Raw genomic sequence first — 19,109 nt, 5'->3', positions numbered from 1 at the left:
CTAGCCTTGCTCGCCGGCTTTCGGTTTCCTCAGCAGATAAGTGCCGTGCATGGGGGCGTGATAATCGGCCGAGATCAGCGTGAAGCCGACGTCGGTCAGCATCCGCTCCATCACCCAGCCGAAGGTGGAATATTCGTCGCGCATGTGCGTGACGACGCCTTCGCGCGAAAAGTCGTGGTTCTTGATCTGGAAGTCCGCCCATTGCTCGACATCGCGCTCGATCGCATCCGGCATCGAAGCGTAGACGATGTCGCGCAGGTAGAAGCTCGCGCCCGGCTTCAGCGCGCGATAGATCCGCGATATCGCCACTGCCTTCCAGAAGTCCGGCAGATGATGCAGCGTGAACTCGCTGACGATCAAATCGTAGGATTCCGGCCGGTAGGAGAAGCTCAGCAGGCCGGCCGACTGGGTGCGGACCGGCGCCTTGCGGTCACGTGCATAGATTTCGGCGAGCGCCAGCATCGCGGGCGAGATATCGATGGCATCGACCTCTGCACCTATCAGCGCCCCTTCGGTCGCGAGCACGCCGTTGCCGCAGCCGATGTCGGCGATGCGCCAGCCGCGCTGGACCCCGAGCATTTTCAGCGCGGCGCGCGCCCGCAGATCGGCATCGTCATGGTTGTCATAGATCGACGCCACCGCGGGCTCGATCCCCATCCGGTTCCGCTCGTTATAGTACCAGTCGCGCGCCAGCATGGTTCACATCCCTTCAGGCCCGCGACCAATCGCGGCAACGCCGGTGCGCGACACCTCGACGAGGCCGAGCGGACGCATAAGGTCGATATATTGGTTGATCTTTTCAGTGTTGCCTGTGATCTCGAACACAAAGCTCTCGGTGGTTGCATCGATCACACGGGCGCGGAACGCATCCGCCAGCCTGAGCGCCTCGACGCGGTGCTCGCCCTGCCCGCGCACCTTCACCATGGCAAGCTCGCGCTCGATCGAGCGCTTGGTCTGGGTCATGTCGACGACGCGGTAGACCGGGATCATGCGATCGAGCTGGTGCTTGATCTGCTCGATCACCATCGGCGTGCCGGTGGTGACGATGGTGATGCGCGACAGATGCTTCTGGGCCTCGGTCTCCGAGACCGTGAGACTTTCGATGTTGTAGCCGCGGCCCGAGAACAGGCCGATGACGCGCGCGAGCACGCCCGGCTCGTTCTGCACGAGCACCGCGAGCGTGTGCGTCTCGTTGGGATCGTGGCGGTCCTCGATGAAGTAGGCAGATGCCGGCTGGTTCATTGTCGTCCCCTCAAATGTCTCTCGTCACGCCCTGCGAAGGCGGGCATTCAGCGTTCACCGGCCGGGATTTTTCACGCAGGCCGCGGCGTACTGGATCGCCCGGTCGAGCCGGGCGATGACAGCGGAGCTTGTGATCATCGCGCTCACACCAGCGCCTTGCCGGCGGCGAATGCCTTCGCGGTAGCCTCGTCGTTGGCCTGCTCAGGCAACAGCATCTCGTTATGCGCCTTGCCGGAGGGGATCATCGGGAAGCAGTTTTCCAGCGCGGCGACGCGGCAGTCGAACAGCACCGGGCGCTTGACCGAGATCATCTCCTTGATGGCGCCCTCGAGATCGGCGGGCTTGTGCACCTGGAGGCCGACGCCGCCATAGGCTTCGGCGAGCTTGACGAAATCCGGCAGCGCCTCCGAATAGGAATGCGACAGGCGGTTGCCATGCAGCAGCTGCTGCCACTGCCGCACCATGCCCATATACTGGTTGTTCAGGATGAAGATCTTGATCGGCAGCTCGTACTGCACTGCCGTCGACATCTCCTGCATCGTCATCTGCACCGAGGCATCACCCGCGATGTCGATGACGAGGCTGTCGGGATGGGCCACCTGCACGCCGATCGCCGCCGGCAGGCCGTAGCCCATGGTGCCGAGACCGCCCGACGTCATCCAGCGATGCGGCTCCTCGAAGCCGTAGAACTGCGCCGCCCACATCTGATGCTGGCCGACCTCGGTCGTGATGTAGGTATCCTTGCCACGCGTCAGCTCGAACAGGCTCTGGATCGCGTGCTGCGGCAGGATGACGTCGTTGCTCTTCTTGTAGTAGAGCGAGTTGCGGGCACGCCACTGCGCGATCTGCTGCCACCACGACTTGATGTCGGGCTTCTTCGCCTCCGCCTTGAACACCTGGAGGATGTCGCCGAGGATGTTGCCGCAATCGCCGATGATCGGCACGTCGACGCGGATGTTCTTGTTGATCGAGGACGGGTCGATATCGATGTGGATCTTCTTCGAGCCTGGCGAGAACGCGTCGACGCGGCCGGTGATGCGGTCGTCGAAGCGCGCGCCGACGCACAGCATGACGTCGCAATCATGCATGGTCATGTTGGCTTCGTAAGTGCCGTGCATGCCGAGCATGCCGAGCCAGTTCTTGCCCGAAGCCGGATATGCACCCAAGCCCATCAGCGTGGAGGTGATCGGGAAGCCGGTGACCTCGACCAGCTCGCGCAAGAGCTTGGTCGCCTCGGGACCGGAATTGATGACGCCGCCGCCGCTGTAGATCACCGGGCGCTTGGCGTTCGCGAGCAGCGCCACCGCCTTGCGGATCTGCGTCGCATCGCCCTTCACGCGCGGCGCATAGGAACGATGCACGTCGGACTTGCGCGGCGGATGATAGGTGCCGGTCGCGAACTGCACGTCCTTGGGAACGTCGACCAGCACCGGGCCCGGCCGGCCGGAGGTCGCGACGTAGAACGCCTCGTGCAGCACCTTGGCGAGATCGTTGACGTCGCGCACCAGCCAATTGTGCTTGGTGCAGGGGCGCGTGATGCCGACGGTGTCGCATTCCTGGAAGGCATCGTTGCCGATCAGATGCGTCGGCACCTGGCCGGAGATGCAGACCAGCGGGATCGAGTCCATCAATGCGTCGGTCAGCGGCGTCACCATGTTGGTGGCGCCGGGGCCGGAAGTCACCAGGGCGACGCCCGGCTTACCGGTCGAGCGCGCATAACCCTCGGCGGCGTGGCCCGCGCCCTGCTCATGGCGGACCAGAATGTGCTGGACCTCGCTCTGCTGGAAGATCTCGTCATAGATCGGAAGCACCGCGCCGCCGGGATAGCCGAAAATGTCGGTCACGCCGTGATCGATGAGCGCGCGGACGATCATCGCGGCGCCGGTCATCTGGTTCGGATCGTGGCTCTTGTCGGTCATTGGCTTGCTCCGGATGCGCTGTTGTCAGCGGCTTCGTTCGTGTCGGGTTCGGGAAATAAAAAAGGCCCCGAAGAGGGCCCACGCACACCGCCTGTCTTGTGGATGGCAGCTAGCCACCCCCGGCGGTGTGCCTGGGTACGACGGCGATAAGGAGGTTGGTAATAATGTTACGCATGGCAGGCGCCCGGCTTCCCAAAGGTTGCGCGAAACATAGCGGCCAAAGCCTGGATGTCAAGGCAATGCGGCCGTTCCCGCGCGATTTTGGCAGTGTAGCGGGGTTCCCAGGGTTCGGCGAGAGGTAAATTCGGGAACCGGGCACAAAAGCACGTCAGTCGGCGTCCGCAGTCGCCGCCGCGAGCCATCCCCTCGCCTCCTCCGGCTTGACCCATTCGAACTCGGGCAATTGGTGCCGGAACCAGGTGAACTGGCGCTTGGCGTAATGGCGGGTGTCGGCACGGCCGATTGTGGCTGCTTCGTCCAGGCTGAGCTCGCCGCGCAGATGCCGGATCAGCGCCGGCACGCCATGGGCCTTCATGGCCGGCAGCAGCGGATCGAGGTGTCTGGCGGCGAGCCGCTCGACCTCCCTCAGCGCGCCGGCGCCTAGCATGGCATCGAAGCGGGCATCGATGCGGGCATAGAGCTCGTCGCGCTCGGGGGCGAGAAACACCGCGCGAAAACTATCCTTCGGCAGCAACGGCGGCTGGCCCTCGCCGTGCCAGTCGAGCAGCGAACGGCCGGTCGCCTCGACCACTTCGAGCGCGCGCGCGATCCGGGTGCGGTCGCGCAGATTCAATCGTTCGGCCGCGCGCGGATCGCGGTGTGCGAGTTCCGCGTGCAGCGCCTCGACGCCGTTCCGTTCCAGCCGCGCGCGCACGTCCTCGCGCACCTCAGCGGGAATTGGCGGCACCACGGAAAGGCCCGCCGTCAGTGCCTTGAAATAGAGCCCGGTGCCGCCGATGAAGATCGGCAGGCGGCCATCGGCCGTCGCCGCTTCCAGCACCTTCGCCGCGTCGCTCACCCAGGCACCAGCCGAGAAATTCACGGCCGCATCGACGTGGCCGTAGAGACGATGCGGCACGAGCGCCTCATCCGCCCCTGTCGGCCGTGCCGTGATGATGCGCAGGTCGCGGTAGACCTGCATGGAATCGGCGTTGATGACGACACCGCCGGTGGCGAGCGCAAGCTCGAGCGCCAGCGCCGACTTGCCGCTGGCGGTCGGGCCTGCGATAAGCACGGCCTTGCCAACATGCCCTCCGCTGACTTGCCCCTCGCTCACGAAAACCTCAAATGTCCCTCGTCGCCACGCTGATCTGCAATCCCGACAATCCTGCGCTCGACTCTACCATCGTCGACGGCGCCCGCGCCGTGCTGCCAAAGGCAGCTCCCGCGCACTGGCTGTTCGACGGGGTTGCGGTCGACATTCCCTTCGGCGCCGACAGTAACCTCGAAGGCGACCGCCACGCCATCGAGCAGCGGCTCCGCGAGCTTCGCGGCGACCTGCCCATCGACATCGTCGTGCAGCCAGTCGGCTTCCGGCGCAAGAAGCTTTTTCTCGCCGACATGGATTCCACCATGATCGGCCAGGAATGCATCGACGAGCTCGCCGACTTCGTCGGGGTGAAGGCGCATGTGGCCGCCATCACCGAACGCGCGATGCGCGGCGAGATCGAGTTCGAGCCGGCGCTGCGCGAGCGCGTTGCGCTGCTCAAGGATCTGCCCGCCAGCGCGGTCGACGAGGTGCTGGCCAAGCGCATCACGCTGACCCCCGGCGGCCGTGAGCTGGTCGCGACCATGCGCGCGCACGGCGCCTACACCTGCCTCGTCTCGGGCGGGTTCACGCTGTTCACGACCGCGGTCGCCGCCAAGCTCGGCTTCCAGGAAAACCGCGCCAACGAGCTCGTGGTGCGCGACGGCAAGTTCACCGGCGAGGTGAAGCAACCGATCTTGGGCCGCGCCGCGAAACTCGCGACGCTGGTGGATCTGATGGAATCGTTCGATCTCGACGACCTCGAGTCGGTCGTGGTCGGCGACGGCGCCAATGACCTCGGGATGATCCAGGCGGCCGGGCTGGGCGTGGCGTATCATGCCAAGCCGGCGGTGGCTGCTGCTGCGGCGGCGCGGATCGATCACGGCGATCTCACCGCGCTGCTCTATGCGCAGGGATATCGGCGCGAGGAGTTCGTGGAGGCTTAGAGCCTCCTCTCAGCTGTCATCACCCGCGAAAGCGGGTGATCCAGTATTCCAGAGACCATGCGAGGATACGGAGAGGCCGCGGCGTACTGGATGCCCCGCCTTCGCGGGGCATGACAGTGAGCGTGGGACTAAGCATCTCCTACTGCACGCTCAGCGCCACGAAGCGCAGCTCGCCGTCGGCATTGGAGACGAGCAGCAGCACTGACTTCTTGCCGTCCTTCTTGAGCTGGTCGACCCGCTTCTGGATCTCGGCGCCGCTCGACACCGCCTCCTGCGCCACCTCGACGATGACGTCACCGGCGGACAGCCGCTTCTCGGCGGCGTCGGAATTGGCGTCGACACTGGTGACGACCACGCCCTTGACGGTGTCCTTGATCTTGTAGCGCGTGCGCAGATCCTTGCTCAGCGTCGCCAGATCGAGACCGAGCGCCTTCTGCGTTACCGGCTTCTCGGGCGCGGGTTCGTCGGTCTTCACCGCGGCCTGAACCTTCTCGGGATCCTGGAGGCGGCCGAGCGTGACCTTCTTGGTCTGCTCCTGACCCTTGCGGATGATGATCACGTCGACCTCCTTGCCGACCGCCGTGTCGGCGACGACGCGGGACAGGTCCTTCGGGTCCTTGACGTCCTTGCCGTCGAACTTGACGACGACGTCGCCGGGCTCGATGCCGGCGGGCTTGGCCGGGCCCTTGTCGTCGACGCCGGCGATCAGCGCGCCACGCGCGGGCTTGATGCTGAGGCTCTCGGCGATCTCGTCGGTGACGCTCTGGATGCGCACCCCTAACCAGCCGCGGCGCAGCTCGCCGAACTGCCGGAGCTGGTCGACGACGCCCACGACGGTCTTCGACGGCACGGCGAAGCCGATGCCGATGGAGCCGCCGGAGGGCGAGATGATCAGCGTGTTGACGCCGATGACGTCACCGTCGAGGTTGAACAGCGGGCCGCCGGAATTGCCGCGGTTGATGGAGGCGTCGGTCTGGATGTAGCTGTCATATGGCCCTGAGGAGATGTCGCGGTTCTTGGCCGAGACGATACCGGCCGTCACCGTGCCACCGAGACTGAAGGGGTTGCCGATCGCGACCACCCAGTCGCCGAGGCGCAGCTTGTCGGAGTCGCCGAACTTCACCGCGACCAACGGCTTCGGCGGCTTGATCTTGAGCACGGCGAGGTCGGTCTTCTTGTCGACGCCGACCAGTTCGGCCTTGATCTTGGTTCCATCGTTGAGAATGACGTGGATCTCGTCGGCATCGGCAATGACGTGGTTGTTGGTGACGACCACGCCTGATGTGTCGATGATGAAACCGGAGCCGAGCGAATTGGTCTTGCGCGGCGGGTTGTTGTCACCGCCTTTGCTGCCACCGCCGGGACCCCTGCGGTTCTTGAAGAAGTCGTCGAAGAACTCCTCGAATGGCGAGCCGGGCGGCAGTTGCGGCATGGTGTTGCTGCCGCCGCCCTTGGCATCGACGGTCTGCGACGTGGAGATGTTGACGACCGCGTCGATCACCTTCTCGGCGACGTCGGCGATGCCGTCCGGTCCACGCGCATGAGCCGGCGTGCCGAATGCGCCGAAGGCACCGATGGCGAGCGCGGCCAGCCCAGTTCGCACCCAATGGCGCAAGCGGGACGGGGCAATGGTGGCAGCGGTCATTGTGATCTCCAGAGAATAGGGGGTTCGGCGCCAGACTGCGCTCGAACGGGGGGACGGCGCAAGCGCAGAGCTTAACGGGTCTCAACACCCCGATAATACGGCGAAAACCAGTCGTTCGCCTTCACTTTGACGTTGGCATGACGCCTAAACCGGGCGCCGCATTACCCAGATCAGGATCAGGCCGGCCACGGCCGAACCGATCCCGACCGCCCGCAGGATGTTGTCCGGCGTGGCGATGGCGCTCTTCATGGCCTTGCGCATCCAGTTGGGACTTGCCGCGAACATCAAGCCTTCGAGCACGAACAGGATGCCTAGGCCGATGAGGAAGTCGGCGAACGCAATGGACCTCATCGGAATGGAACCTCCCGTTATGCTGTTCTTGTCTGGACAAAGGGCGGCCAGACCGGCCGCCCTTGTCTAGCTTACGGCTTTGCCGGCGTCTCGGTCGCCGTCTTGCCGGACGGGCTACCGAAGTACCGGAAGAAATCCGAGTCCGGCCGCAACAGGAAGCGGGTGTCGTTCGAACGCAACCCGTTCTCATAGGCCGTCATCGACCGGTAGAAGGCGAAGAAGTCGGCGTCCTTGCTGTAGGCTTCCGCAAACAGGCGGTTGCGCTCTGCATCGCCCGCACCGCGGGTCTGCTCAGCCTGCGAATTGGCTTCTGCGACGATGACGGTCGCCTCGCGGTCTGCCTTGGACTTGATCTCCTGAGCCTTCTGGCCACCCTGTGCACGGAACTCGGCGGCCTCGCGCTCACGCTCGGTTTTCATGCGCTGGTAGACCGCCTGGCTGTTCTGCTCGGGCAGGTCGGCGCGGCGGATCCGGACATCGACGACCTGAATGCCGTAGCCATCGGCCTCGCGGTCGAGCTGATCGCGGATACGCAGCATCAGCTTTTCGCGGTCGTCGCGCACCACGTTGATGAAGCTAACCTCGCCGAGCACGCGGCGCAGCGCCGCGTTCAGGAGCGTGGTCAGCTGAATGTTGGCAGCCTGGATCGAGCCGACACTCTGATAGAAGCGCAGCGCGTCCTTGATGCGGTAGCGCGCGAAGGCGTCGACCACCAGCCGCTTCTGGTCGGAGGCGATCGCTTCCTGCGACGGGTTCTCCAGGTCGAGGATCCGCTTGTCGATGTTGATCACCGAATTCCACGGCGCCTTGAAATGCAGGCCGGGCACGGTGACGACGTCGACAGGCTTGCCGAACTGGAGCACGATGGTCTGCTCGGTCTGCTGCACCGTGAACAGCGACATGTAGGCCACGATCAGGATCAGAAGCAGCCCGAGCAGCGAGACGAAACCTGTAACCGGAGACCTCATCGGCTGCCTCCGCTCGACTGCGGACCGGTCATAGGTGCCCGCTTGGGCGCCAGTTCGGGAAGCGGCAGATAGGGCACGACGCCTTGGCCCGAGGGGCCACCGTCATAGACGAGCTTATCGGCGCCGCCGAGCACGCGCTCCATCGTCTCCAGATAAATCCGTTCTCGCGTCACGTCGGGCGCCTTCTTGTATTCGTCGTACACTTTCAGGAAGCGCGCGCTCTGGCCCTTGGCCTCGGCGACCGCCTGCTCCTTGTAGCCTTCGGCGTCCTGGAGGATCTTGGCCGCCCGTCCGCGCGCCTGCGGGACCACCTGGTTGGCGTAGGTCTGCGCCTCGTTTTGCAGCTGCTCGAGATTGGCGCGCGCAGCCTGCACGTCGCGGAAGGCGTCGATCACCTGCGCCGGCGGATCGACCTTCTGCATCTGCACCTGGGTGATGAGAATGCCCGCGCCATAGCTGTCGAGGGTCTTCTGGATCAGCTCCTGCACGCCCTGTTCGGTGACATTGCGCGCCCCGGTCAGGATCGGCTGGATCTGCGAGCGGCCGATCACCTCGCGCATCGCGCTCTCGGCGACTGCCTTCACGGTGCCTTCGGGATTCTGGATGTTGAAGAGGAAGTCGCCGACGCCATCCGGCTTGATGCGCCAGAGCACGGTGAAGTCGACGTCGACGATGTTTTCGTCGCCGGTCAGCATCAGGCTCTCTTCCGGGACGTCACGTATGGAGCGGCCGCGCCGCGCCGGATCGTCGATCAGCGTCATGCCGATGGAGATGGTGTTGACGCGCAGCGCCTTGGGCAGCAGTACTGTCTCGATCGGATAGGGCAGATGGTAATTCAGGCCCGGCTGCACCGTGCGGACGTGCTTGCCGAAGCGGAGCACGACGCCGAGCTCTTCGGACTGCACGCGGAAAAAGCCCGATAGCAGCCAGAACGCGACGATGAGCAGGATGATCAGCGTGATGCCGAGGCCGGAGAAATAGCCGCCGGGCATAATTTGCTGGAGGCGGTCCTGGCCGCGTCGCAGAAGGTCTTCCAGATCCGGCGGCCTCGGCCCGACCGGTTGCGGGCCTGAGCCCCATGGTCCCTTTGGACCCGAGCCCCACGGGCCACCGCCCTGATTCTTCCACGGCATACGACGCTCTCCTCGGCAGGGTGGAAATGACCCCCGCCCGCTTGTCCGGTCCGGCTTTATAGGGGACAGGCAGGTCCCTTACAACGCAGCCCTGACTGTCTTCCGAGCTATGCTCGGGCACGAAAAAGTCAATGTAAACATTGGCGAATGCGGTTAATGGCCCGCCCGCCGACGATATGTCACATAGGAGAAGTCGGCGCTGTCGTCGGGGCCGGCAGGATGACGGATGCGTGCCACCTCATCCCACTCCGCCTTGTCGATGTCGAAATGCGTGTCGCCTTCAGGCCGCGCATGCACTTCAGTGATTTCGAGCCGATCGGCGCGATCGAGCAACTGCCGATAGATCTCGGCGCCGCCGATCACCGCGATCTCGGCGACCGAACGCCGCAGGGCGTCGCCCCGCGCAACCTCGTTTGCATCCGCCGCCGATGTCGTGACGATGGCCCCGATAGCGCGATAACCCGCATCGCGCGTGATCACGATGTTGGTGCGGCCCGGCAGCGGACGGCGCAGGGATTCGAAGGTCTTGCGACCCATGATCACAGGCTTGCCGATCGTGAGCGCCTTGAAGCGCGCCATGTCAGATTTCAAGCGCCACGGGATCGCGTTGCCTGCGCCGATGATTCCGTTCTCGGCGATCGCGACAACGAAGACGATCTCCATCAGGACGCGCTCCCGGCAAGCCGTGTCAGCGCCGGCCCGGTGACGCGACACAGCGTCCAGTCGTCCATCATGACGGCACCGAGCGATTTGTAGAACGCGATCGACGGCGCGTTCCAGTCGAGCACCGCCCATTGCAGGCGCGACCAGCCGTTATCGACGCATTCCTTCGCGAGATAGACCAGCAGCGCCTTGCCGAGGCCCCTGCCCCGATGCGACGGTCGCACATAGAGGTCTTCGAGATAGATGCCGTGCCGGCCGCTGAAAGTGGAGAAGTTCGCAAACCACACCGCAAAACCGACCGACTCGCCGTTCCACTCGGCGATCGCGCAATAGAGTTGCGGCCTGTCGCCGAACAGCGCGTCCGCGATGTCAGCCTCGGTCGCCTCGACCTCGTGCGAAAGCTTCTCGTATTCGGCGAGCTCGCGGATGAAGGAAAGAACGAGCCCGGCTTCTCCCGGTCGCACGCGGCGGATGTTGAGCGACATAGGACGCTAGACCGCAACTTCCGCCTTGATGTGCGGATGCGGATCATAGCCGACGAGCTCGAAATCCTCGAAGCGGAAGGAGAAGATGTCCTTCACCTCGGGATTGATCCGCACCACCGGCAGCGCGCGCGGCGCGCGGGTGAGCTGGAGCTTGGCTTGCTCCAGATGGTTGGAATAGAGATGGGTATCGCCGAACGAATGCACGAAGTCGCCCGGCTTCAGCCCAGTGACTTGCGCGACCATCATGGTCAGCAGTGAATAGGAGGCGATATTGAAGGGCACGCCGAGGAACACGTCGGCCGAGCGCTGATAGAGCTGGCACGACAGCCTGCCATTGGCGACGTAGAACTGGAACAGGCAGTGGCACGGCGGCAGCGCCATCTTGTCGACCTCGGCCGGATTCCAGGCCGAGACGATCAGGCGGCGCGAGTCCGGATTGCGCTTGATCATGTCGACGACGTTCGCGATCTGGTCGATGCTGCGGCCATCAGGCGCGGGCCAGGAGCGCCACTGATGGCCGTAGACCGGGCCGAGATCGCCACTGGCATCGGCCCATTCGTCCCAGATGGTGACGCCGTTGTCGCGCAGATATTTGATATTGGTGTCGCCCTTCAGGAACCAGAGCAGCTCATGCACGATCGCCTTCAGCGGCAGCCGCTTGGTGGTCAGCATCGGAAAGCCGGCGGACAGATTGAAGCGCATCTGGTGGCCGAACACCGACAGCGTGCCGGTGCCGGTCCGATCGGTCTTCTCGGCGCCGTCTGAAAGAATCCGCTCGAGCAGGTCCTGATACTGGTGCATGTGTCGTGAGCCTTTGGGGAAGCGGGAAACTTAACGGCCGCCTCTGCGCTGCGACAGCGGCGATTCGCTGCCCGCACCGATTATACCCGGAAAAATGAGCGTTCCCGGCGCAAACGACAAGGGGCGGAACTCGGCATTCCGCCCCTCACCTATCAGCTTGATCCTGCTGGCTAAGTTGCCGGCTTGAGCACCGGGCTCCACTTCGCGATCTCGTTCTTGACGAGGGCCGCCAGCGCCTCCGGCGTACGGTCCTTAGGGCCCGGAATGACGCTGCCGAGCTCGAGCAGGCGCTTGCGCACGGTCTCGTCGTCGAGCGCCTTGATGGCGGCGGCGTTCAGGCTCGCCACGATCGCCGGCGAGGTTCCCTTCGGTGCGAACATCGCATTCCAGGCCTGGGCCTGGAATGCCGGCAGGCCGGCTTCCGCCGTCGTCGGCACGTTCGGCAGCGACGGATTGCGCTCCGCCGTTGCGATCGCATAGGCCTTGATGGTGCCGGCATTGATCTGCGGCACGGCGTTGACGATCTGGTCGCACATGTAGTCGACCTGTCCTGCCACCAGCGCGTTCATCGCGGGACCCGTGCCATTGAAGGGCACACCGACCGGCTTGATGTCGAGGATGGAGTGCAGAAGCTCGCATGAGGCGTGCGAGACCGAGCCGACGCCGGCATGCGCGGCATTCACCTTCTCCACATTCGCCTTCACATAGGTGACGAACTCCTTGAGGTCCTTCGGCGGAAAATCCTTGCGCGCCAGGATCAGGATCGGCGTGCCCGCGAGCAGCGCGACCGGCTCGAAGTCCTTCTCGGGATGATAGGCGAGTTTCGGATAGAGCGGCACGGAGGCGGCATGCGTGCCCATATGTCCGGTGATGAGCGTATAGCCGTCATTGGCCGCACGCGCGGCGCGCGTTGTGGCGGTGGTGCCGCCGGCGCCGACCACGTTCTCGATGATGATGCTCTGCCCCAGCGTCTGCGCCATGTGTGCGGTGACGATGCGCGCGACGACGTCGGTCGGTCCGCCGGCCGCAAACGGCACGATCATGGTGATGCTGCGCGTCGGATAGGTCTGCGCCTCAGTCGGTGCGGCAAGGACGCACAACGATGCGAACGCCGCGGCACATGCGCCCGCAAGCGCGCGAATGACAGTCATCTCGATCTCCGGGAAACAAACAAAAATGCCGGCCACAAGGCCGGCATTTTCATTTCACGAAGCCGTCACACAAGTCGATTCGACTTCCGAATGCGGCGCGCCGACGCAGGCGCGGCGCCGACGCAGGGCGCAACGCCTCAGTTCTCGGACTCGGTGAACACCTCATCGCGCTTGGCGCGCAAGACCGGCAGCACCGTAAGGACAAGAAGGGTCGCCGCGACCGCGAGCAGCGCTGCCGACAACGGACGCGTCAGGAACACGCTCCAGTCGCCGCGTGAGATCAGCAGCGCACGGCGCAGGTTCTCTTCCATCAGCGGTCCCAGCACCATGCCGAGCAGCAGCGGCGCCGGCTCGAAATCGTGCTTGATCAGCCAGTAACCGACGAGGCCGAACACACCTGCGAGGATGACGTCGACCGGCGCGTTGTTCACCGAATAGATGCCGATCGCGCAGAAGATCACGATCGAGGGGAACATCAGCCGGTACGGCACGCGCAGCAGCCGCACCCAGATTCCGACCAGCGGCAGGTTGATGATGATCAGCATCAGATTGCCGATCCACATCGAGGCGATCATGCCCCAGACGAGATCCGGCTGCTTCTGCATCACCTGCGGACCCGGCACGATGCCGTGAATGGTCATCGCGCCCACCATCAGCGCCATCACCGCGTTCGGCGGGATGCCGAGGGTGAGCAGCGGGATGAAGGAGGTCTGCGCGGCGGCATTGTTGGCGCTCTCCGGCCCGGCCACGCCTTCGATCGCGCCGCGACCGAACCGCGACGGATTCTTGGCGAGCTTCTTCTCGAGCGTATAGGCCCCGAATGATGCGATTGTCGCACCACCGCCGGGCAGGATGCCGAGGATCGAGCCGAGCACGGTGCCGCGCAGGATCGCGGGCGTCGAGTCGACCAGATCCTTCCTGGTCGGCATCAGACCGGTGATCTTCTGCTGGACGAGATCGCGGCTCATCTCGGCGCCGGCATCGAGATTGCGGATGATCTCGGCAAAACCGAATACGCCCATCGCCACCGTCGCAAAGCCGAGGCCGTCGGCGAGTTCCGGAATGTTGAAGGCCATGCGCGAGGCGCCGGTCTCGATGTCCGAGCCGACCATCGAGAGCAACAGACCGAATACGATCATTGCGATCGCCTTCAGCACCGAGCCCTTGGCCAGCACCACCGCGAAGATCAGGCCGAGTACCATCAGCGAGAAATATTCGGCCGGGCCGAACGCCAGCGCGAGTTTCGTGAGCGGCGCGCCGAGGACGGCGATCAAGACGGTCGCGACGCAGCCGGCGAAGAACGAGCCGATCGCGGCGATCGCCAGCGCCGGGCCGGCGCGGCCTTGCCTGGCCATCTGGTGGCCGTCGATGGCGGTGACGACCGATGTCGCCTCACCGGGGATGTTGACCAGGATCGACGTGGTCGAGCCGCCGTACTGGGCGCCGTAATAGATGCCGGCGAGCATGATCAGCGCGCCGACTGGCGGCAATCCAAAGGTGATCGGCAGCAGCATCGCGACCGTTGCGATGGTGCCGATGCCCGGGAGCACGCCGACCAGCGTCCCGACCAGGGCGCCGATCAGGCACATCAGGAGGTTGATCGGAGAGAACGCGACGGCGAAGCCGTGAGCGAGGTTGGCAAAGATATCCATCACGCCCTCACTGAATCAGGAAACGCGGAAACATCGGCATCGGTAGCCCGAGCACGTATGGAAACAGGATCGCGCAACCAACCGTCAGGCAGGCGCCGACGATCGCCGCTTCAAGCCAGCGCGTCTCGTTCGATCCGGTCGCCGCGATCATGAAGCTTAGGAAGGCTGTGACCACGAGGCCGAGGGGCCGGATCGCCAGCGCAAAGAAGAGGATCGCCGCCACCACAAACAGCGGTCCCCGCCAGGAGTAATGGGAAAGCGGGGCTCCCTCCGTCAGGAGGCCCGTCAGGGCGATGCCGGCGGACAAGGCGACCAGCAGGCCGCCGAACATGCGCGGCGCGGTCCCCGCGCCGAAGGAGAAGCCCCGCATGCCCTGCAAATCACTCGACGCCCACAGCGCGAACAGGGCGACCGCCATCAGGACGATGCCGCCGACATAGTCCTGCGCCGACCGGATCGTCATGAACAGCGTGAGGAGCGCCACCACAAACAGCGGATAGGAATAGATCAGTGCCAGCAGCACCTCGGACGACACCTTCTTGGCACCGCCACCGAGCGACCCGAAGATCGCGCTGGGCGCTCCGGCGAGCAGCGCCGTCGCGTGGCTGGTGACGACCGTTGCCGGGCCGCGGCCGGTGCCCCAGCCGAAGATCGTCCCGATCGACCAGATCAATTCGAAAATCTGCGGCGCAATCGCCAGCAGACAAAAACCGAGCGCCAGCTTTGTGTTTCGCGTGGCTGTCGCTGAGTGGCCCATCGTGTCGGCCATGCCTGTCTCCTCCGCGACCCGTAAGTCACGAGCACTGTTGTTCTAAATCGGCTGGAACTGGATCCCCCGCCCGGATCACTGCCTAGCGATTTTCATCACACAATGCCAGCAAAACCCAACAAACCCCCAGCCTGCAGGAACCAGAGTGGATTATGCGCGAAACCGATGCGATCACCGTAACCATCACAGTCAGGAGCAGTGCAGCAATTGTGCCATCGGTCGCAGGGCACTCGCCGCCGTAGCCGATTAACGTCACGATAAGCACGTTCGGAGCGGGCGAGAGCTGCGCGATCGCATAGGCGTCAGTGAACGGCTTGTCGCTCATCCAGTGATGCAACTCGACCGCCATGCGGTGCATCTTAGGCACCGCCGCCGCGGCGCCGCGGCTCGGGTGCTGAATCCGGGGACATGTCAGGCGCTTGGAACGAGGGTCGCGGCACGGCCAAGACGGGCCGGAACCTATCCAAAGGGAACCGCAGTCAATCCGCTCGAAACCCCTGTTTTTCGAAAGCTTTGCGCCCTATATTGGGGATGCCGGTTCGCCGGCTATGGAAATAAACGGTCGTCGCAATAAACCATTCGGACCCGGGGGCGGTACCCGGCGCCTCCACCAAAGCCCACCCACGGGCTGGCCCTAGGAGCGGGCTTTGGCGGGGGCGAAATAGGATCGACGAGGGCGTAAAGGGCGTACTTTTTCCCGGTATTGTTCCGCCGTTATCGGGCTACTGCAATAGTTGCCAACGACAACTTTGCTCCGGTTGCTCAGGCTGCGTAACGCAGTTTGAAAGACCACTCTAAAGTCCTAGCGGGTTAAGCTCCGCTAGGCGGGGTTCGGAGGCACCTGGCAACAGAAGCCTCCACTTTGCTTTTTGATTTCTTCCACGGCGGGGACTCCTGCTGACCTGTCAGGCGCGGTACTATTGCGGCTTGGCGAGTCGGACCGGCAGGGTCCGGCTTCGGGGATGCAACAGGACCACCATGGCGACCGATCATATCCGATACGATGTGCTGGCCCGCGACGCGCTGCGCGGCGTGCTGCGCAAGGTGCTGACCGATGCCGCAGCCCATGGCCTGCCGGGTGAGCACCATTTCTTCATCACCTTCGTGTCGAAGGCCGAGGGCGTGAAGCTATCGTCGCGGTTGCTCGCGCAATATCCGGAAGAGATGACGATCATCCTCCAGCACCAGTTCTGGGACCTGACCGTGCTCGAGGATCGTTTCGAGGTCGGCCTGTCCTTCGGCGGCATTCCGGAGCGGCTGGTGGTGCCCTTCAGCGCCATCAAGAGCTTCCTCGATCCGTCCGTGAAATTCGGTCTCCAGTTCGACACCTCCGACGTCGCCGAGGTGGCGCCCGAGAGTTTGCCGGCGGCACCCGCACCGTCGGCCGTCGCGGTCCCCGCGTCTGCCGCTGAGCCGGCGGAAAGCGCGGAGGAGCCGGCGGCCCCGAACCAGGGCGGCGCCGAAGTCGTGCGGCTCGATCGTTTCCGCAAGAAATGATCTAGGTTGGGCCCGCCCCCGTCGCACACGGCCGGACTCCCTATATAGAAGAGCATATCAAGAGGCCCGCGCGGCATTTCGCGCGGCGGAATGGATGTGCTCATGGCCAAAACTGCCCGCTCGAAGACTGCTCGCCCCGCCACCCGCACCGAGACCGACAGTTTTGGTCCGATCGAGGTCGCCGCCGACCGCTATTGGGGGGCGCAGACCGAGCGCTCGCGGCAGAATTTCCGCATCGGGACGGATCGCATGCCGATCTCGCTCGTGCATGCCCTCGGCATCGTCAAGCTCGCCGCGGCACAGTCCAACCGCGAGCTCGGCCTGCTCGACCAGCGCCGCGCCAACGCCATCATCCGTGCCGCGCGCGAGGTGATCGAGGGCAACCTCGACGATCATTTCCCGCTGGTGGTGTGGCAGACCGGCTCGGGCACCCAGACCAACATGAACCTCAACGAGGTCATCGCCAACCGTGCCAACGAGCTGCTCGGCGGCGAGCTCGGCACCAAGAAGCCGGTGCATCCCAACGATCACGTCAACATGAGCCAGTCGTCGAACGACTCTTTTCCCACGGCGATGCACATCGCGGCGGCGAGCCGCATCACTGCCGATCTCGTCCCTGCGCTCGGTGAGCTGCTCCGCGCGCTGCGCAAGAAAGAGAAGGAGTTCGCCAAAATCGTGAAGATCGGCCGCACCCACACCCAGGACGCGACGCCGCTGACGCTCGGCCAGGAGTTTTCCGGCTATGCCGCGCAGGTCGAGAGCGGCATCACCCGCCTCAAGGGCGCGGTGAAGGAGCTTTATCCGCTGGCGCAGGGCGGCACCGCCGTCGGCACCGGCCTCAACTCGAAGCCGCGCTTTGCAAAACTGTTCGCTAAGCACGTTGCCGGGATCACGAAGCTTCCCTTCACCAGCGCCGCCAACAAATTCGAGGCGCTGGCCTCTAACGATGCCTATGTGCTGGCGCATGGCGCCATCAATTCGGTGGCGACGGGCCTGTTCAAGATCGCCAACGACATCCGCCTGCTCGGATCCGGCCCGCGCTCAGGGCTAGGCGAACTGATCCTGCCGGAGAACGAGCCGGGCTCCTCGATCATGCCGGGCAAGGTCAATCCGACCCAGTGCGAGGCGATGACCATGGTCTGCTGCCAGGTGTTCGGCAATCACACCGCGATCACCGTCGCCGGCAGCCAGGGCCATTTCGAGCTCAACGTCTTCAAGCCCGTGCTGGCCTACAACATGCTGCACTCGATCCGCCTGATGGCGGACGCTGCGCGCTCCTTCACCGAACATTGCGTCAGCGGCATCCGCGCCGACGAGAAGCGCATCAAGGAGCTGATGCAGCGCTCGCTGATGCTGGTGACGGCGCTGGCGCCCAAAATCGGCTACGACAATGCGGCCAAGGTGGCCAAGACGGCGCATGCCAACGGAACCACGCTGAAGGAAGAGGCGCTGCGACTCGGCTTCGTCTCGGCGGATGAATTCGACCGCCTGGTACGCCCCGAGAAGATGACCAGCCCGGGATAAAATTCCGAATTCCGATAGCCATCCGTAGTGATACGGACGCCCGAACCGCAGAAATATAGGGCTTTGAGGGCGGGATTTGATTACCGTCAATGTTGCGGCGGGGCGGCGTGTTACGGAGCCCCTCTGCCCTTGATGGGGCTAATTCATCGTTTGATGGCCCGAGGGGCCGATTGACGAGGACGAGCTAATGGCGATCAAGTCTTTTGGGGCGCAATGCGGCGCCCTGTTTCTGAATGTTTCATCCGGCGCAGAGAGGATCGGGTGATGGAGACACGGCATGGGGAACGTCATCAACCTGAATCGTTTCAGGAAGCGCGCCGAGCGGGAAGCCTCGGCGAAGCAGGCGGACGCCAACCGGGCGAAGTTCGGTCGCACGAAGGCGGAGCGGTCGGCGGCGGAGAAGCGGGCGGACCAGGCGAAGGAGCATCTGGACCAGCACCGGATCGATCGCGAGGAGCAGCCATGAAGTCGCCCGTCGTGAAACGATCGATCGTCGTCGCCGGCCACAAGACCAGCGTCAGCCTGGAAGAGGCGTTCTGGAACGGCATGAAGGAGATCTCGGGCCTGCGCAACATGACGCTGTCCGAGCTCGTCGGCGAGATCGACGGCGCCCGCCAGCAGGGCAATTTGTCCTCGGCGATCCGCCTGTTCGTCCTGGACTACTTCAAGAGCCGCGCCATGGCCGTCCAGCCGGAAAAGGTCCCGGCCCAGTAGCCGCCGGAGCGCTTTCCCGGAGCGCCCCGCGATCTGCACTTTAAAATCACTCTAAGGTGCAGCTTCGGCGGGCGAGCGCGCTTGACCTCAATGCCCTGCATTGAAAATACAGGGCATGACCGACACCAATGACATGCGCCCGCACATGCCGCTGGGTCTGGCCCAGCGTGGCTATACCGGCGTCATCCAGCATCTGTCCGCCCGCGAGGCCGGCTCGGCGCTCTCGGACATCGAGCTCGAGAGCCGGCTGATCGAGCTCGGCTTCGTCGAGGGCGCCCAGGTGGAGGTCCTGCATGAGGGGCTTGTCGGACGCGACCCGATCGCCGTGCGGGTCGACAACATCACCATCGCGGTCCGTCGTCGCGAAGCCATGGCCATCATCGTCGCTTAGATAGCGGCCGG

At 64.4% G+C, this 19,109-nt stretch carries 20 protein-coding genes, 1 other RNA gene and 1 pseudogene; 7 read left to right on the top strand and 15 right to left on the bottom strand.

What is annotated here, in order from left to right; translation table 11 throughout:
• The 4 genes from ACR9YP_RS14880 to miaA all read right to left on the bottom strand — a co-directional run bounded on the left by ACR9YP_RS14880 (position 1) and on the right by miaA (position 4,437).
• On the bottom strand, positions 1-696 hold the full coding sequence (locus ACR9YP_RS14880; RefSeq protein ID WP_370990882.1) for a class I SAM-dependent methyltransferase: 696 nt from the start codon (positions 694-696) through the stop codon (positions 1-3).
• 3 nt (positions 697-699) lie between these two features.
• Positions 700-1,242: an acetolactate synthase small subunit gene (gene ilvN / locus ACR9YP_RS14875; protein WP_091878999.1), complete on the bottom strand. Its 543-nt coding sequence runs from the start codon at positions 1,240-1,242 to the stop codon at positions 700-702.
• A 143-nt stretch (positions 1,243-1,385) separates the two neighbouring features.
• On the bottom strand, positions 1,386-3,161 hold the full coding sequence (locus tag ACR9YP_RS14870; RefSeq protein WP_474220251.1) for an acetolactate synthase 3 large subunit: 1,776 nt from the start codon (positions 3,159-3,161) through the stop codon (positions 1,386-1,388).
• 328 nt (positions 3,162-3,489) lie between these two features.
• On the bottom strand, positions 3,490-4,437 hold the full coding sequence (gene miaA / locus ACR9YP_RS14865) for a tRNA (adenosine(37)-N6)-dimethylallyltransferase MiaA (protein WP_474220249.1): 948 nt from the start codon (positions 4,435-4,437) through the stop codon (positions 3,490-3,492).
• A gap of 11 nt (positions 4,438-4,448) precedes the next feature.
• Here miaA and serB point away from each other — a divergent pair, with 11 nt between their 5' ends.
• On the top strand, positions 4,449-5,354 hold the full coding sequence (gene serB / locus ACR9YP_RS14860; RefSeq protein WP_091879008.1) for a phosphoserine phosphatase SerB: 906 nt from the start codon (positions 4,449-4,451) through the stop codon (positions 5,352-5,354).
• 139 nt (positions 5,355-5,493) lie between these two features.
• On the opposite strand, the gene ACR9YP_RS14855 is transcribed toward serB, so the two are convergent.
• The 11 genes and pseudogenes from ACR9YP_RS14855 to ACR9YP_RS14805 all read right to left on the bottom strand — a co-directional run.
• Positions 5,494-6,999, bottom strand: coding sequence for a Do family serine endopeptidase (locus ACR9YP_RS14855; protein ID WP_128935963.1), 1,506 nt, complete (start codon positions 6,997-6,999; stop codon positions 5,494-5,496).
• Between the two features lie 144 nt (positions 7,000-7,143).
• Positions 7,144-7,350, bottom strand: coding sequence for a DUF2065 domain-containing protein (locus tag ACR9YP_RS14850; protein WP_027560516.1), 207 nt, complete (start codon positions 7,348-7,350; stop codon positions 7,144-7,146).
• A 71-nt stretch (positions 7,351-7,421) separates the two neighbouring features.
• Positions 7,422-8,318, bottom strand: a complete 897-nt coding sequence (gene hflC, locus ACR9YP_RS14845) for a protease modulator HflC (RefSeq protein ID WP_438106086.1) — start codon at positions 8,316-8,318, stop codon at positions 7,422-7,424.
• Positions 8,315-9,451 carry an FtsH protease activity modulator HflK gene (gene hflK, locus ACR9YP_RS14840; protein WP_438106085.1) on the bottom strand — a complete coding sequence of 379 codons (1,137 nt, stop codon included), beginning with the start codon at positions 9,449-9,451 and terminating at the stop codon, positions 8,315-8,317. Before hflK ends, hflC begins: the two co-directional genes overlap by 4 nt.
• 153 nt (positions 9,452-9,604) lie before the next feature.
• Positions 9,605-10,114: a dihydrofolate reductase gene (locus tag ACR9YP_RS14835; protein WP_370990877.1), complete on the bottom strand. Its 510-nt coding sequence runs from the start codon at positions 10,112-10,114 to the stop codon at positions 9,605-9,607.
• Positions 10,114-10,599: a GNAT family N-acetyltransferase gene (locus ACR9YP_RS14830; RefSeq protein WP_438106083.1), complete on the bottom strand. Its 486-nt coding sequence runs from the start codon at positions 10,597-10,599 to the stop codon at positions 10,114-10,116. The genes ACR9YP_RS14835 and ACR9YP_RS14830 overlap by 1 nt, the downstream gene beginning before the upstream one ends.
• A gap of 6 nt (positions 10,600-10,605) precedes the next feature.
• Positions 10,606-11,400 (bottom strand): thymidylate synthase, encoded by a 795-nt coding sequence (locus tag ACR9YP_RS14825; protein ID WP_474220247.1) that lies wholly within the window; start codon positions 11,398-11,400, stop codon positions 10,606-10,608.
• A gap of 170 nt (positions 11,401-11,570) precedes the next feature.
• A complete protein-coding gene (locus ACR9YP_RS14820; RefSeq protein WP_474220246.1) occupies positions 11,571-12,551 on the bottom strand; it encodes a tripartite tricarboxylate transporter substrate binding protein BugD in 981 nt (326 codons plus the stop codon).
• Positions 12,552-12,688: 137 nt separating this feature from the next.
• On the bottom strand, positions 12,689-14,203 hold the full coding sequence (locus ACR9YP_RS14815) for a tripartite tricarboxylate transporter permease (protein WP_474220243.1): 1,515 nt from the start codon (positions 14,201-14,203) through the stop codon (positions 12,689-12,691).
• A gap of 7 nt (positions 14,204-14,210) precedes the next feature.
• Entirely contained in the window at positions 14,211-14,972 is a 762-nt protein-coding gene (locus tag ACR9YP_RS14810; protein WP_474220242.1) for a tripartite tricarboxylate transporter TctB family protein, read from the bottom strand.
• Positions 14,973-15,067: 95 nt separating this feature from the next.
• Positions 15,068-15,354, bottom strand: a pseudogene (locus tag ACR9YP_RS14805) (chromate transporter); the annotation flags it as partial.
• A gap of 112 nt (positions 15,355-15,466) precedes the next feature.
• Between ACR9YP_RS14805 and ssrA the strand changes: the two are divergent.
• The 6 genes from ssrA to ACR9YP_RS14775 all read left to right on the top strand — a co-directional run bounded on the left by ssrA (position 15,467) and on the right by ACR9YP_RS14775 (position 19,098).
• Positions 15,467-15,834, top strand: a transfer-messenger RNA (tmRNA) gene (gene ssrA, locus ACR9YP_RS14800).
• Positions 15,835-15,950: 116 nt separating this feature from the next.
• Positions 15,951-16,469, top strand: a complete 519-nt coding sequence (locus ACR9YP_RS14795) for an SspB family protein (RefSeq protein ID WP_091879040.1) — start codon at positions 15,951-15,953, stop codon at positions 16,467-16,469.
• Positions 16,470-16,559: 90 nt separating this feature from the next.
• The gene (gene fumC, locus ACR9YP_RS14790; protein ID WP_474220239.1) at positions 16,560-17,993 is read left to right on the top strand and encodes a class II fumarate hydratase; all 1,434 of its coding nucleotides are present in this window, start codon (positions 16,560-16,562) and stop codon (positions 17,991-17,993) included.
• A 277-nt stretch (positions 17,994-18,270) separates the two neighbouring features.
• Positions 18,271-18,459, top strand: coding sequence for a DUF4169 family protein (locus ACR9YP_RS14785; RefSeq protein WP_091879047.1), 189 nt, complete (start codon positions 18,271-18,273; stop codon positions 18,457-18,459).
• The gene (locus ACR9YP_RS14780) at positions 18,456-18,707 is read left to right on the top strand and encodes a ribbon-helix-helix domain-containing protein (RefSeq protein ID WP_084805126.1); all 252 of its coding nucleotides are present in this window, start codon (positions 18,456-18,458) and stop codon (positions 18,705-18,707) included. The genes ACR9YP_RS14785 and ACR9YP_RS14780 overlap by 4 nt, the downstream gene beginning before the upstream one ends.
• Positions 18,708-18,822: 115 nt before the next feature.
• Complete coding sequence (locus ACR9YP_RS14775; protein ID WP_091879050.1) at positions 18,823-19,098, top strand: FeoA family protein; 276 nt, start codon at positions 18,823-18,825, stop codon at positions 19,096-19,098.
• Positions 19,099-19,109: the final 11 nt, after the last annotated feature.

It is taken from the genome of Bradyrhizobium sp. BR14999 (assembly GCF_056106085.1).
Note: the sequence above shows the minus strand (reverse complement) of the source record. Positions and strands in the feature narration are given on the sequence as shown.